The organism is Aliidongia sp. (assembly GCF_035943795.1).
Taxonomy (GTDB): domain Bacteria; phylum Pseudomonadota; class Alphaproteobacteria; order ATCC43930; family CGMCC-115725; genus Aliidongia.
Genome location: NZ_DASZBY010000112.1, coordinates 14,399 through 28,052, shown reverse-complemented (window position 1 = coordinate 28,052; position 13,654 = coordinate 14,399). Strand labels below are relative to the sequence as shown.

Sequence of the window (13,654 nt, the reverse complement as noted above, 5' to 3'; positions counted from 1 at the left end):
GGCGAGGGCGCCGGTCGAACTGGATCAGAGGTGTCGTCCGACCTTGGCGCGGAGCTGAGTGACCAGTTCCGGGTCCATGAACGCGTATCGGTCAGGAATATCGAGGCAGACGATTTTCGTGTCGCGCAGGTTCGATTTGAACCGTGCCGTCAGCTTGCTGCGATGCGTCCGTTCCATGACGAAGATCAGATGGGCCCATTCGAGCAATTCCGGCGTCACGAGGACGTCGGCATCGGCGCTGACGCCGGCCGATGAGACCTCGATGCCGGGATGGTCGGCGAAGATCTGCTCGGCCGTCGGGCTGCGGCGGCGGTTCTTGCCGCAGATGAACAGGACGTTTCGGGTCATGGTCTATGGCGTGATCAGGATCGCGCCCGTGGTCGCCCGCGCCTCCGCGGCGCGGTGCGCCTCGGCGATATCCGCCAGTTCGAACCGGGCGCCGATGTCGACCCTGACCGCGCCGGACGCGATCGCGGCAAACAGCTCCGCCGCATTGGCGCGGAAGATCGCCGGATCGGCATTGTGCGGGAACACGGACGGCCGGGTGACGTAGAGGCAGCCCTTCTTGTTCAGCAGATCCATCGTGATCTCGGGGGCCGAACCTGAGGCGGCCCCGTAGCTGACGACCAGACCGAACGGAACGGCCAGGTCGAGCGACTGCAGGAACGTGGTCTTGCCGACGGAATCATAGACGACGCGGGCCTTGCGGCCGCTCGTCGCCTCCAGCAGGGCCTCGACCCAGTCCGGCTTGGAATAATCGATGGCGATGTCGCAGCCCGCCGTGCGGGCGACGTCGCATTTCTCCGGCGAACCGGCCGTGCCGACGACGAAGGCGCCCAGCGCCTTGCCCCAGCTGGACAGGATCTGGCCGACGCCGCCCGCGGCCGCATGGACGATGATCATCTCGCCCGGCTGCACGACATGGGTCTTGCGCAGCAGGTATTGTGCGGTCATGCCCTTGAACAGCAGGGCTGCCGCCGCCTCGTCGCTCACCGCCGGAGGGATCTTGACCAGCTTCGCGGCCGGCACGATCCGCTTGTCGGTATAGGCGCCGAGGCCCGCATTCATGTAGGCGACCCGGTCCCCGGGCCTGATGCTATCGACGCCGGGGCCGACCGCCTCGACCACGCCCGCCGCTTCATGGCCGAGACCGGTCGGCGTGGGCAGGGGATAGACGCCGCTGCGCTGGTAGATGTCGATGTAGTTGAAGCCGACGGCGCTCTGGCTCATCAACACTTCGCCGACGCCGGGGGCGGCCAGATCGTAGGTTTCGATCTGCATCACTTCCGGTGCGCCGAACCGGTGCAGAACGACCGCGCGTGCCTTCGTCATGATGGGCCTCGTCCTCGTGCCTTTCCAATCCGATGCAAGCCATACCCCATGGCAGCGATGCCGGATAGCGCGGGACGATTGCCGGCAGTCCGTCGTCGTCGCGCAATGTGCTAACGTCTGACCAGGTTTGGACGGACAAGGACGGCGAGATGGTGGACGACAAGGTGCCGAGCCTGGCGGCGTGGGCCGGCGGCGACGAAGCTTTCGAGAAATTGACCGAGCTGTTCTATGCGAAGGTGCCGGCGGACCCGATCCTGGCGCCGGTGTTCGCCGGCATGGATCCGCACCATGCCCAGCACGTGGCGGCGTTCATCGCCGAAGTGTTCGGTGGCGCCACCACTTATTCTGCGGCGCGTGGATCCCATGCCGGCATGATCGGCCGGCATCTGGGGCGCCGCCTGACCGAAGTGCAGCGGCGGCGCTGGATCGATCTGATGCTCGATACGCTCGACGAGGCCGGCCTGCCGGCCGATCCGGAATTCCGCGCCGCCCTGGTCGGCTATCTCGAATGGGGCACGCGGCTCGCCGTGATCAACTCGCAGGATGGCGTACCGACGCCCGAGCCGGACATGCCGATGCCGACCTGGGGCTGGGGTCCGCCGGGTGGTCCCTGGCAGGGGTAAGCGTCGCGCACGATGTAGCCGGCTGTTACCCTGCGCACCTTCACCCGTGAAAGAATCCGCTTCTCGATACGATCCCGAGGGAGGATGCCATGACTGCCAAGAAAATCCTGTTCCTGGTCGGCGACTATGTCGAAGACTACGAAGTGATGGTGCCGTTCCAGGCGCTCGCCGCCGTCGGCCACCAAGTCCATGCGGCTTGTCCGGGCAAGAAGCCGGGCGACAAGATCGCGACCGCGATCCACGATTTCGAGGGTGCCCAGACCTATAGCGAGAAGCGCGGTCACGATTTCGTCCTCAACGCGGATTATGCTTCGGTCGAGGCGACCGCCTACGATGCCTTGGTCATCCCGGGCGGCCGGGCGCCGGAATACCTGCGGCTCGACGAGACGCTGATCCGTCTGGTGCGCGAGTTCATGCGGGCGGACAAGCCGGTGGCCGCGATCTGCCATGGCGCGCAGATCCTGGCGGCGGCCAGGGTGATCGAGGGGCGGACCGTGTCGGCCTATCCGGCCTGCCGTCCCGAGGTCGAATTGGCCGGCGGGCATTACGCCGAGATCGCGATCGACGCGGCGGTGACCGACGGTAAGCTGGTGACGGCGCCGGCCTGGCCGGCCCATCCGGCCTGGATTGCGCAGTTCCTGAAGGTGCTCGGGACCGAAATCACGCTCTGACGGGAGGGCTGGACCATGTGCGAGATCTACGTCAAGGCGGACCCGATCCTCTACGAAGCCCGCTCGCGCTCGGTCCGCATTCATGGTGTGGTGACCAGCCTGCGCCTGGAGAATCTGTTCTGGGACGTGCTGGCCCAGATCGCCGCGCGTGACGGCATGACGACCAATCAGCTGATCGCGAAGCTTTATGACGAGCTGATCGAACATCGGGGCGAGGTGCCGAACCTCGCCTCGTTCCTGCGCGTCAGCTGCATGCGCTATCTGAGCCTGGTTGCGGGCACGGCCGACGAACCGGCGGGTGCGATGCCGGCTCGGCCGGACCGGCATCTGCTGCAATGACGACTGGGATCGGCAGCCCGCTTCGGTTGCGGGCCGCCGGTTCGCCCGGGCCTACCGGAACGGTGGCGCGTAGATCAGCCCGCCCTTGGTCCACTGGTCGTTCAGGCCGCGCTCGAGCTTGAGCGGGGTCTTGACGCCGACATTGCGCTCGAAGCTTTCGCCATAGTTGCCGACCTGGCGGATCGCGTCGGCGGCCCAGCTGTCGGTCAGGCCCATGGAGGTACCGAGGCCGGGTGACACACCAAGCAGGCGCTTGGTTTCCGGGTTCTCGTCCTTCATGTGCTGGTCCACGGTGGCCGACGTGATGCCCAGTTCCTCGGCTTCGATCAACGCGTACATGGTCCAGCGGACCGCATGCAGGAAGGCGGGGTCGTCCTGGCGCACGGCGACGCTGATCGGTTCCTTGGAGATCACTTCCGGCAGGATGACGTAGTCGTCCGCGTTGGTGATCGCGGCCCGGGTCGCGGCCAGGCCTGAGAGGTCGGTGGTATAGGCGTCGCAACGACCGGCGAGGAAGGTGTCGCGCACCGTATCGAGGCTGTCGAAGCTGATCGGCTTCATATCGAGATGATTGGCGCGGCTGTAGTCGGCCAGATTGAGTTCCGTGGTCGACCCAGTCACGACGCAGACCGTGGCACCCTTCAGGTTCTTTGCGCTTTTGATGTTGAGCTTCTTGTTCACCATGAAGGCCTGGCCGTCGTAGAAGGTCACGACCGGAAAGGCCAGGCCCAGGGTCGATTCCCGGGTCAGCGACCAGGTGGCACTGCGCGCCAGCATGTCGACTTCGCCCGACTGCAGCGCCGTGAAGCGGTTCTGCGAGGTCAGCGGGACATATTTGACGTTGTCGGCCTTGCCGGTGATGGCGGCGGCAACCGCGCGGCACTGATCGACCTCGAAGCCGGTATAGACGCCCTTGGTGTCGGGCTGGGCGAAACCGGGATTGCCGGTATTGACGCCGCACACCAGCTGGCCGCGTTGCTTGATGGTCTCGATCGTGCCGGCCTTGGCCGGCGAGGCGAAGCCCGCGACCAGGGCAATGGCGGTGAGAGCGGGGAAAATTGCTTTGAGCACGGTCGGACTCTCTTCGATGGAGGATTGGTACGACGAATAGACTACGACCATGCCACGATCGGGCCCATGCCGTCAGGTGTGCTGTTATGACAATTGATCGACGCCCGCGGCATGCCACCTGTCAGAAAGTGTCTGGTCCGCCCGGGCGAAGACGCGTTAAATTGGTCAGGCCAATTTTATGTAGGAGGATACGCATGCCCCCCATCACCATCCGCCTCAATCCCAACGACACGGTCGTGGTCGCCCGGGTGGACCTGATGGCCGGAACCGACGTTCCGGGCGAGGGCATCAAGACCGTAGGCTTCGTGCCGGCCGGCCACAAGCTGGCGATCAAGCCGGTCGCCGTCGGCGAGCCGATCCGGAAATACGGCCAGATCATCGGCTTCGCGACCCAGCCGATCGCGGTCGGCGAGCATATCCACACCCATAATTGCGCGATCGGCTCGTTCGACCGGGACTATGCCTTCGGCGTCGATGCCCATCCGACGGATTTCGTGCCGGTCGAATCCCAGGCGACGTTCCAGGGCATCGTCCGTCCGGACGGACGCGTCGCCACCCGCAACTACCTGGGCGTCGTCACCAGCGTCAATTGCTCGGCCACCGTCGCGCGCCGCATCGTGGCGCTGATCGACCGGGAGGTTCGCGAGAATTGGCCCGGCATCGACGGCGCGGTCGCGATCACCCACGGCACGGGTTGCGGCATGGCATCCCAGGGCGAGCCGGTAGACCTGCTGCGCCGGACCCTGGTCGGCTATGCCCGCCATCCGAATTTCGCCGGCGTCCTGCTGCTGGGCCTCGGCTGCGAGGCGAACCAGGTCGCCGCCATGGTGCAGTCCGGCGGCCTGAAGACCGGTGCGCTGCTCGAGACCATGACCATCCAGGAGAGCGGCGGTTCGTCCAAGACCATCGAGGGCGGCGTGGCGCGCCTCAAGGCGATGCTGCCCGAGGCGGCCAAGGCGACGCGCATCCCGGTTTCGGCCAGCCATCTGACCCTGGCCCTGCAATGTGGCGGATCGGACGGCTATTCCGGCATCACCGCCAATCCGGCGCTGGGCGCCGCGGTCGACCTGCTGGTGCGCCACGGCGGCACCGCCGTCCTGTCGGAAACGCCGGAAATCTATGGCGCCGAGCATCTGCTGACCCGGCGCGCCCAGAGCCGCAAGGTCGGCGAGAAGCTGATCGAGCGGATCAAGTGGTGGGAGGATTATACCGCCATCAACAGGGGCTCGATGGACAACAACCCGTCACCGGGCAACAAGGCCGGCGGCCTGACCACCATCCTGGAAAAATCGCTGGGCGCGGTCGCCAAGGGCGGCTCGACCAACCTCACCGACGTCTATCGCTATGCCGACCCGATCACGGCCAAGGGTTTCGTATTCATGGACACGCCGGGCTACGACCCGGTGTCGGCGACGGGGCAGGTGGCGGGCGGCGCCACCATGATCTGCTTCACCACGGGCCGCGGCTCGGTGTTCGGCTGCAAGCCGACGCCCAGCCTCAAGCTCGCGACCAATTCTGCGCTCTACCGGCGCATGACCGACGACATGGACATCAACTGCGGCCCGATAGCCGATGGCGATGCCTCGGTCGCCGAGATGGGCGAACGGATTTTCCAGCATGTGCTGAAGGCCGCCTCGGGCGAACCGACCAAGAGCGAAGCGCTCGGATTCGGCGACGACGAGTTTCAGCCCTGGCAGTTGGGCGCCGTCATGTGATTTGATTTCCCCGTACTTTCGCATGCAACGAAAAGAAAACGGGGGAGGACTCATGGCTTGGAAGTTCGGACTATCCGCGGCATTCACGGCGGTATTGCTGGCGACGACGTCGATCGCTCACGCGGCGGAGGGCCCGGTCAAGATCGGTGTCCTGACTGACATGTCGAGCCTCTATTCGGACTCGGGCGGCAAGGGCTCGCAACTCGCCGCCGAGATGGCGGTCGAGGATTTCGGCGGCTCGGCCCTGGGGCAGAAGATCCAGGTGATCGGCGCCGACCATCAGAACAAGGCCGACATCGGGGCCAACATCGCGCGTGACTGGTACGACAATGGCGGGGTCGACGTCATCTCCGACGTGCCGAATTCGGCCGTCGCCTTGGCGGTCCAGCAGATCACCCGGGACAAGAACAAGATCTTCCTGATCTCGGCCGGCGGCTCGTCCGACCTGACCGGCTCGGCTTGTTCGCCCAACAGCATTCACTGGACCTACGATACCTATGCGCTGGCCCATGGCACGGGCGGCGCCATGGTCAAGCAGGGCGGCGATAGCTGGTTCTTCATCACGGCCGACTATGCCTTCGGTCATGCGCTGGAACGGGATACCACTGCCGAGGTCGTGCGCCAGGGCGGCAAGGTCCTGGGTTCGGTCAATGCGCCGCTCGGCACCGCCGATTTCTCGTCGTTCCTCCTGCAGGCCCAGGCGTCCAAGGCCAAGGTCATCGGGCTGGCCAATGCCGGCGGCGACACCAAGACCTCGGTCAAGCAGGCCCACGAGTTCGGTATCGTCAGCGGTGGGCAGAAGCTGGCCGGCATGCTGGTGAATATCGACGACGTGCATGCGCTGGGGCTGGAGACGGCGCAGGGCCTGATCTTCACCGAAGGGTTCTACTGGGATCTGAACGACGAGACCCGGGCCTTCGCCAAGCGCTTCTTCGCCAAGGACGGGCTGATGCCGTCGTCGTACCAGGCCGGCGTCTATTCCTCGGTTATGCATTACTTGAAGGCGGTCAAGGCGGTGGGGTCCAAGGACACGCAGAAGGTGCTGGCCTGGATGCATGCCAACAAGGTCGACGATTTCTTCTCGCACGGCGGCTATATCCGCGAGGATGGCCGCATGGTCCACGACATGTACCTGCTGCAGGCGAAGACGCCGGCCGAATCCAAGGGCGAGTGGGATCTCTACAAGGTGCTGAAGACGATGCCGGGCGAAGAGGTCTATCGTCCGCTCAAGGATGGCGGCTGCCCGCTCGTCAAGGGCTGACGACGCGCCCTGCCTGGGCCTCGGAAACGAGGTTCAGGCGGCCGCTTCGGCCGACGGCAGGTCTTCTTCCTCGCCGTCGTCCTCTTCCGGCGCATCCTCGTCGACCAGCACCGCCGCGATCAGGTCGTAGCGCAAGGTGATGGTGCCGAGCGGGCGGCTCTTCAGCACGAGCGTGCCGCCGGGCGATGCCAGCTGCTCGAACGAGCCGATGTCGCCCTCGTCGGCATCCAGCAGGGCGAAGGTCAGCCACAGCTGTTCGGCCGGATCGCGCAAGGCCTCGGTGATTTCCGAGACGCCATAGACCGTACCGTCGAGCACCTTCACCGCCGCCCGGTTGTCGGCATAGGACCAGAGGTCCTGGAACGGTTCGGCCATGCCGCGCACCAGTTCGTTGGTGCGCTCGTACTGGGCCTGCAGGCGGGCGCTGGTTTCGTCGTCGGTCGGGTACATGGCTTGCCTCCGCAAAACGTGACGGGTCACGAGACCTGGGCTCGCAAGTGCCGCTATTATGGGCGATCGGCGCCGATGAGACCAGCGCGCCGCGACGACCGGATCGAAGATGAGCAAACCGCCCCAGGAAAAGACCGAGCGGGACCGCCCCGATTGGATGGGTGCCAAGACGCCGCCGCGCCCCGACCGGATCGACGTCGACGACACGCCGGCCAATGCCGTGTTCAAGCTGGTTCAGGGCGACCAGGCGGCCGCGGAGGCCTGCATCGCGCTGGTGAAGATCGTTGCCACGGCCGACCCGCAGGCGGAGTTCGGCCCGTTCACCCCGCTCCTGATCCTGGAAGCGACCGGCCTCACCGGTCCGGCGATCGGTCATGTCTACCGCCATGTCTGCGACGGCGATCCGGTCACCATGCTGGCCGTGCTGCATGCGGTGCGCCTCAAGGTGATCGCGATCGACGCGGTCAAGCGCGCCGCCGTCACCCGCACGCGCATCAAGGCCGAGACGGTGATCGAGATCGTGCGGCAGAAGATCCCGAATTTCGCACGGTGAGGGCGTCCGGGTTCGTCTGATGCCAGAGGGGCGCGATACGTCGCCTTGACCTCACGCACCATCGTGATAGAACAAAGAGTGAACATATCGATGGTGACACGTGGCAACCCTGGTACAGCTCGGCAGCGGCAGGAAGGACGCGGCTCTGGCGGCGCTCCGGGCGACTCTGCGCCGGCTCGAAGGGCCGGGGCGGGCCGCGGCGGGGGTGGCGCCGACCGGGTTCGATGCGATCGACCGGATGCTGCCCGAAGGCGGGCTCGCGCGCGGCGCGTTGCATGAGATCGTCGGCGAAGGGGCCGACCGGGCGGCGTCGAGCGGCTTCGCCATCCGCCTGCTGGTCGGGCTCGCGGTGCAGGGGCCGGTGCTCTGGTGCCTCGCCGACCCGGACCTGTACGGACCGGGGTTGCAGCGGCTGGGCTTGGCGCCGGACCGGCTGATCCTGGCACGGACCCGGCGCGACGCGGATCTGCTCTGGGCCATGGAGGAGGGGCTGAAGACCCCCGGCCTGGCCGCCGTGCTGGGCGAACCGTATCGGCTCGACCTCACGGCAAGCCGCCGGCTGCAGCTCGCGGCCGAGAGCGTCGGTGGGCTGGGCCTGGTGCTGCGCCCGGCCGACGGCGGCAAGGCGACGGCTGCGGTGACGCGTTGGCGGGTCGCCTCGGCACCCAGCGCGCTGCCTGTGCCGGGCCAGGAGATTCCGCGCGACTTCGGCCTGATGCGGGGGCGGTGGCAGGTCAGCTTGGAGCGCTGCCGCGGGGCCGTGCCGACCGGCGAACAAGGATATGGTCATTGGCTGGTGGAGGAGGATGATGCGGCGCGTGCTGTCGCTGTGGCTCAGGAACTGGGCGACCGATCGGGTGCATCGCCGGCGAGGCGACAGATCGCCTGACGGGCCGCCCCTCGTCACGGTCGCCGATATCGCGGGGCGACGGGTGCTGGCCGCGGTCGATCCGGCGGCGGCGCTCGTTGGTCTGGCGCCAGGCATGAGCGTGGCCGATGCGCGCGCCCGGGTGCCCGAGCTGCGGCTGGTCGATGCCGATCCGGCCGGCGACGCCAAGGCGCTTGCCGATTTCGCCGATTGGTGCAGCCGTTTCAGCCCTTGGACCTCGGTCGATGGTCCGGACGGCATCTGGCTCGATGTTACCGGCTGCGTGCCGCTGGTCGAGAGCGAGCAGGCGCTCGCCCAGGATCTGGTCGCGCGCGCCGCCCGTCTCAATTTTGCCGCCCGGGCCGCCGTCGCCGACACGCCGGGGGCCGCCTGGGCCGTGGCACGCTATGACGATCTGCCGGCGTCGTCGATCCGCGTCCTGGCGCCGGGGGAAGCGCGCAAGGCCCTGGCGCCCTTGCCGGTCGCGGGATTGCGCCTGTCTCCCGAGATCACCCAGGACCTCAGGCGTCTCGGCCTGAAGCGGATCGGCGATCTCTACGGCATGGCGCGCGCGCCGCTCACCCCGCGGTTCGGCGAAGCGGTGGCGCGCCGGCTCGACCAGGCGCTGGGCCTGGTGGAAGAGCCGATCTCGCCCCGCCAGCCGATCATGCCGCGCCTTGTCCGACGCATTCTGGCCGAGCCGATCTCGACTGCCGATGCGATCGAGCATGGGCTGGTCCAGCTGATGGCACTGCTGTGCCGCCAGCTCGAAGAGGAAGGGCTGGGTGCGCGCCACCTCGAACTCGCCTGTTTCCGCATCGATGCCCGGGTCGAGCGTATCGGCGTTGGTACCAGCCGGCCCAGCCACCAGCCGGATCATCTGGCCCGCTTGCTGACCGAGAAGATCGGGGAGATCGCGCCCGGCTTCGGCATCGAGGTGATGCAGCTGCGGGTGCTCGCGGTCGAACCGATGGCGCCCCGGCAATTGGGCCTGGATGCCAAGGCGGACGGCGGCGCGGTGGCGCCGCTGGTCGACCGCCTAGCCAATCGGCTGGGCGCGCGCAACGTGTTACGCCTGATCCCGGAGAACAGCCATCTGCCGGAGCGGGCGGCGCGTGCCGTCTCGGTGCTGGACGACCGGCATCGGGACAAGCGGCCGCAGGATTGGCCGGTCGCACGACCGCGGCCGATCCGGCTGCTGGCCCATCCCGACCCGATCGAGGTGATGGCGCCGGTGCCGGACGATCCGCCGCTGATGTTCCGCTGGCGCCGGATCCCGCATCGGGTGCGCCGGGCCGAGGGGCCGGAGCGCATCGCGCTCGAATGGTGGCGCGAACCCGAGGCCGGCACCGACGGCATCCGCGACTATTACCGGGTCGAGGACGAGGCGGGGCGGCGCTTCTGGCTGTATCGCCGCGGCCTCTACCGGCCGGAAACCGCACCCGCCTGGTTCCTGCACGGGTTCTTCGCATGAGCGATTATGCGGAACTGACCGTCACCACGAATTTCAGCTTTCTCGAAGGCGCGTCGCATCCGGCCGAAATGGCGCGCCAAGCCGCTTTCTATGGCCATCGGGCGATCGCCATTACCGACCGCAATACGCTGGGCGGCGTGGTGCGGGCCTGGGTCGAGTCCAAGGGCAGCGGCATGCGCTGCATCATCGGCTGCCGGCTCGATTTCCGCAACCGGCCGAGCGTGGTCTGCCTGCCGACCGACAAGGCGGCCTATCATCGCCTGTCGCGGCTGTTGACGATCGGCAAGCGCCGGGCGCCCAAGGGCGAATGCTGGCTCGATGCTGCCGATCTGTCGGCCCACGCCGAGGGCCAGGTCCTGATCGTGCTGCCGCCCGACGACGCGGATCCGATCTTCGAAAAGCAGTTGAGAAAAGACGGACAAGCCTTTGCTGGGAATTGCTATCTGGCCGGACAGCATCGCTATCGCGGCGACGATGCGGAACGGCTCGCCTGGCTTGCCGCCATCGCCGAACGCGCCGGCACGCCCCTGGTCGCGACCAACGACGTACTCTACCACGTGCCCGAACGTCGCGTGCTGCAGGATGTGCTGGCCTGCGTCCGCCTCAAGTGCACCATCGAGCAGGCCGGCCGCCGCCTCGAGGCGCATGCCGAGCGTCATCTGAAGCCGGGTGTCGAAATGGCGCGCCTGTTCCGGCTCTATCCGGATGCGCTGGCCCGGACGATCGAGATCGCCGAGCGCTGCCGGTTCAACATGGATGACTTGAAGTACGAATACCCGGACGAGGAAGGACTGGAAGGTCGCACCGTCGCCGAGGAACTCGTGTTCCGGGTCGAACAGGGAGTGCGCGACCGCTATCCGGAAGGTGTGCCGGACATGGTACGCAAGCAGGTCGACCACGAGCTGGCCCTGGTCGCCGAGCTGAAATACGAACCCTATTTCCTGACGGTTCACGACATCGTCCGTTTCGCGCGGACCCGCGAACCGCCGATCCTGTGCCAGGGACGGGGCTCGGCCGCCAATTCGGCATTGTGCTATTGCCTGACCATCACCGAGATCAATCCGGCCGAGGGCAACACGCTGTTCGAGCGCTTCCTGTCGCGTGACCGCAACGAGCCACCCGACATCGACGTGGATTTCGAGCATGAGCGGCGCGAGGAAGTGATCCAGCATATCTACGATCACTATACCCGCGAGCGGGCGGGGCTTGCCGCCACCGTCATCTGCTATCGCATGCGTGCGGCCTTGCGCGATGTGGGCAAGGTGATGGGCCTGTCGGCCGACGCCGTCGCCGCCTTGAACGGCACGATCTGGGGCTGGAGCCAGGACGGCTTGCCGGAGGCGCGGGTGCGCGAACTGGGGCTCGATCCGGGCGACAAGCGCCTGGCGCTCACCCTGATGCTGGCACAGGAGCTGACCGGTTTTCCGCGCCATCTTTCCCAGCATGTCGGCGGCTTCGTCATCACCCGGGGACCGCTCGGCGATCTGGTGCCGATTTCGAACGCCGCCATGAAGGATCGGACGGTGATCGAATGGGACAAGGACGATCTGGACGCGCTGCGGATCCTCAAGATCGATGTCCTGGCGCTCGGCATGCTGACGTGCGTGCGCAAGGCGTTCGACCTGATCGAGCAGCATCACGGGGGCCGACATACGATGGCGTCGATCCCGCAGGGCGTGAAGGGCGTCTATGACATGATCTGCGCGGCCGACACCATCGGCGTGTTCCAGATCGAAAGCCGCGCCCAGATGAGCATGCTGCCGCGGCTCAAGCCCCGGAAATACTACGATCTGGTCATCGAGGTCGCGATCGTGCGCCCGGGCCCGATCCAGGGCGACATGGTGCATCCCTACCTGCGTCGGCGCGATGACAAGGAGAAGGTGACCTATCCCAGCGAGGCCCTCAGGCAGGTTCTGGAAAAGACGCTCGGCGTGCCCCTGTTCCAGGAACAGGCCATGCGCATCGCCATGGTCGCGGCCGGCTTCACGGCGGGCGAGGCGGACGAACTGCGTCGCGCCATGGCGACCTTCAAGCAGACCGGGACGATCGGCAATTTTCGCGACCGCATGATCGAGGGCATGGTCGCCCGCAAGTACGACCGGGATTTCGCCGAGCGCTGCTTCAAGCAGATCGAAGGTTTCGGCAATTATGGCTTCCCGGAAAGCCATGCGGCCAGTTTTGCGCTGCTGGTCTATGTCTCGTCTTGGCTGAAATGGCGCCACCCCGAGGTCTTTGCCTGCGCCTTGCTCAACAGCCAGCCCATGGGCTTCTATGCCCCGGCCCAGATCGTGCGCGACGCCCGCGACCATCAGGTCGAGGTGCGCGAGATCGACGTCAATGACAGCGATTGGGATTGCACGCTCGAAGCCGGTGGTGCCGTGAAGCCGCTCCGGCTCGGCTTCCGCCTCATCAAGGGCATGGCCGAGGACGAGGCGCAGAAGGTGATCGCGGCCCGCGCCCATGGCGCTTTCAACACCCCCGAGGAACTCGCGCGCCGCACCGGATTGAATGCCCGTTCGCTCGAATGCCTGGCCAAGGCCGATGCCTTCCGTTCGATGGCTGGGATGGATCGTCGGGCGGCACTCTGGGCAATCAAGGGCATCGAGACCAACCGGCTGCCGCTGTTCGCAGCACTCGATGGGCCGATAGCGCAGGAGGTGTCGGTGGCCTTGCCGCCGATGAAGCTGGGCGAGCATGTCGTGGCCGACTATGCGGCGACCAGCCTGTCGCTGAAACGGCACCCCGTAGCCTTCCTTCGGGACAGCCTGACGGCGCGCGGCATTCTGAAGACCGAGGCGCTCGGCCAGACCCGGGACGGCCGGCGGGTCATGGTCGCAGGACTGGTGCTGGTGCGCCAGCGGCCGGGCACGGCCAACGGCACGATCTTCCTGACCATCGAGGACGAGACCGGCGTCGCCAACATCATCATCTGGAAGGACCGGTTCGAAAAATACCGACGCATCGTCATGGGCGGCTCCCTGGTCGCGGTCCAGGGCCGCCTGCAGCGCGAGGGCATCGTGCTGCATCTGGTCGCAGAACACCTGATCGATCTCAGTGCGGAACTGGGCGATCTCGATTGGGATCGCAAGCTGGACGTGCCCTATGCGAGGGCTGACGAAGTGCTCCGGCCGGGCGAGGATCAGCGCGACCTGAAGATCCGCTCGCGCGACTTCCATTGAGCGAAGGACCGGACCGGCGGGAACCGAACCCCGAGCAGGCCTGTTTAGAGTACAGGCATGGGCCGCAGCCCAGTCTGGAAATGGGAGTAAAGTCCATGAACAAGCTGATGATGACCGT

At 66.6% G+C, this 13,654-nt stretch carries 13 protein-coding genes; 9 read left to right on the top strand and 4 right to left on the bottom strand.

Annotated features, from left to right (window positions below):
- Window positions 1–24: 24 nt before the first annotated feature.
- Window positions 25–348, bottom strand: coding sequence for a hypothetical protein (locus VGV37_RS21940; RefSeq protein ID WP_326881899.1), 324 nt, complete (start codon window positions 346–348; stop codon window positions 25–27).
- A gap of 3 nt (window positions 349–351) precedes the next feature.
- Window positions 352–1,332, bottom strand: a complete 981-nt coding sequence (locus VGV37_RS21935; protein WP_326881898.1) for a quinone oxidoreductase — start codon at window positions 1,330–1,332, stop codon at window positions 352–354.
- A 149-nt stretch (window positions 1,333–1,481) separates the two neighbouring features.
- Here VGV37_RS21935 and VGV37_RS21930 point away from each other — a divergent pair, with 149 nt between their 5' ends.
- The 3 genes from VGV37_RS21930 (at window position 1,482) to VGV37_RS21920 (ending at window position 2,965) form a co-directional block, all read left to right on the top strand.
- Window positions 1,482–1,955 carry a group II truncated hemoglobin gene (locus tag VGV37_RS21930; RefSeq protein ID WP_326881897.1) on the top strand — a complete coding sequence of 158 codons (474 nt, stop codon included), beginning with the start codon at window positions 1,482–1,484 and terminating at the stop codon, window positions 1,953–1,955.
- 89 nt (window positions 1,956–2,044) lie between these two features.
- Window positions 2,045–2,626: a DJ-1/PfpI family protein gene (locus tag VGV37_RS21925; RefSeq protein ID WP_326881895.1), complete on the top strand. Its 582-nt coding sequence runs from the start codon at window positions 2,045–2,047 to the stop codon at window positions 2,624–2,626.
- Window positions 2,627–2,641: 15 nt separating this feature from the next.
- The gene (locus VGV37_RS21920) at window positions 2,642–2,965 is read left to right on the top strand and encodes a ribbon-helix-helix domain-containing protein (RefSeq protein ID WP_326881894.1); all 324 of its coding nucleotides are present in this window, start codon (window positions 2,642–2,644) and stop codon (window positions 2,963–2,965) included.
- Window positions 2,966–3,016: 51 nt separating this feature from the next.
- On the opposite strand, the gene VGV37_RS21915 is transcribed toward VGV37_RS21920, so the two are convergent.
- Window positions 3,017–4,036, bottom strand: a complete 1,020-nt coding sequence (locus VGV37_RS21915) for an amino acid ABC transporter substrate-binding protein (protein WP_326881893.1) — start codon at window positions 4,034–4,036, stop codon at window positions 3,017–3,019.
- A 194-nt stretch (window positions 4,037–4,230) separates the two neighbouring features.
- Between VGV37_RS21915 and VGV37_RS21910 the strand changes: the two genes are divergently transcribed.
- Together VGV37_RS21910 and VGV37_RS21905 are read left to right on the top strand one after the other, a co-directional pair.
- Complete coding sequence (locus VGV37_RS21910; protein WP_326881892.1) at window positions 4,231–5,751, top strand: altronate dehydratase family protein; 1,521 nt, start codon at window positions 4,231–4,233, stop codon at window positions 5,749–5,751.
- A gap of 52 nt (window positions 5,752–5,803) precedes the next feature.
- Window positions 5,804–7,012 (top strand): ABC transporter substrate-binding protein, encoded by a 1,209-nt coding sequence (locus VGV37_RS21905; RefSeq protein WP_326881891.1) that lies wholly within the window; start codon window positions 5,804–5,806, stop codon window positions 7,010–7,012.
- Window positions 7,013–7,045: 33 nt separating this feature from the next.
- Here VGV37_RS21905 and VGV37_RS21900 read toward each other — a convergent pair whose 3' ends face one another.
- The gene (locus VGV37_RS21900; RefSeq protein ID WP_326881890.1) at window positions 7,046–7,462 is read right to left on the bottom strand and encodes a hypothetical protein; all 417 of its coding nucleotides are present in this window, start codon (window positions 7,460–7,462) and stop codon (window positions 7,046–7,048) included.
- 109 nt (window positions 7,463–7,571) lie between these two features.
- Here VGV37_RS21900 and VGV37_RS21895 point away from each other — a divergent pair, with 109 nt between their 5' ends.
- The 4 genes from VGV37_RS21895 (at window position 7,572) to VGV37_RS21880 (ending at window position 13,536) form a co-directional block, all read left to right on the top strand.
- On the top strand, window positions 7,572–8,015 hold the full coding sequence (locus VGV37_RS21895) for a hypothetical protein (RefSeq protein WP_326881889.1): 444 nt from the start codon (window positions 7,572–7,574) through the stop codon (window positions 8,013–8,015).
- A gap of 100 nt (window positions 8,016–8,115) precedes the next feature.
- Window positions 8,116–8,904, top strand: coding sequence for a hypothetical protein (locus VGV37_RS21890; protein ID WP_326881888.1), 789 nt, complete (start codon window positions 8,116–8,118; stop codon window positions 8,902–8,904).
- The gene (locus VGV37_RS21885; RefSeq protein ID WP_326881887.1) at window positions 8,825–10,357 is read left to right on the top strand and encodes a DNA polymerase Y family protein; all 1,533 of its coding nucleotides are present in this window, start codon (window positions 8,825–8,827) and stop codon (window positions 10,355–10,357) included. The genes VGV37_RS21890 and VGV37_RS21885 overlap by 80 nt, the downstream gene beginning before the upstream one ends.
- Window positions 10,354–13,536 (top strand): error-prone DNA polymerase, encoded by a 3,183-nt coding sequence (locus VGV37_RS21880; RefSeq protein WP_326881886.1) that lies wholly within the window; start codon window positions 10,354–10,356, stop codon window positions 13,534–13,536. The genes VGV37_RS21885 and VGV37_RS21880 overlap by 4 nt, the downstream gene beginning before the upstream one ends.
- Window positions 13,537–13,654 lie beyond the last annotated feature (118 nt).

Coding starts and splice junctions, on each gene's coding strand:
- VGV37_RS21940 (WP_326881899.1), bottom strand. CDS start 348: ATGACCCGAAACGTCCTGTTCATCTGCGGCAAGAACCGCCGCCGCAGC.
- VGV37_RS21935 (WP_326881898.1), bottom strand. CDS start 1,332: ATGACGAAGGCACGCGCGGTCGTTCTGCACCGGTTCGGCGCACCGGAA.
- VGV37_RS21930 (WP_326881897.1), top strand. CDS start 1,482: ATGGTGGACGACAAGGTGCCGAGCCTGGCGGCGTGGGCCGGCGGCGAC.
- VGV37_RS21925 (WP_326881895.1), top strand. CDS start 2,045: ATGACTGCCAAGAAAATCCTGTTCCTGGTCGGCGACTATGTCGAAGAC.
- VGV37_RS21920 (WP_326881894.1), top strand. CDS start 2,642: ATGTGCGAGATCTACGTCAAGGCGGACCCGATCCTCTACGAAGCCCGC.
- VGV37_RS21910 (WP_326881892.1), top strand. CDS start 4,231: ATGCCCCCCATCACCATCCGCCTCAATCCCAACGACACGGTCGTGGTC.
- VGV37_RS21905 (WP_326881891.1), top strand. CDS start 5,804: ATGGCTTGGAAGTTCGGACTATCCGCGGCATTCACGGCGGTATTGCTG.
- VGV37_RS21900 (WP_326881890.1), bottom strand. CDS start 7,462: ATGTACCCGACCGACGACGAAACCAGCGCCCGCCTGCAGGCCCAGTAC.
- VGV37_RS21895 (WP_326881889.1), top strand. CDS start 7,572: ATGAGCAAACCGCCCCAGGAAAAGACCGAGCGGGACCGCCCCGATTGG.
- VGV37_RS21885 (WP_326881887.1), top strand. CDS start 8,825: ATGCGGCGCGTGCTGTCGCTGTGGCTCAGGAACTGGGCGACCGATCGG.
- VGV37_RS21880 (WP_326881886.1), top strand. CDS start 10,354: ATGAGCGATTATGCGGAACTGACCGTCACCACGAATTTCAGCTTTCTC.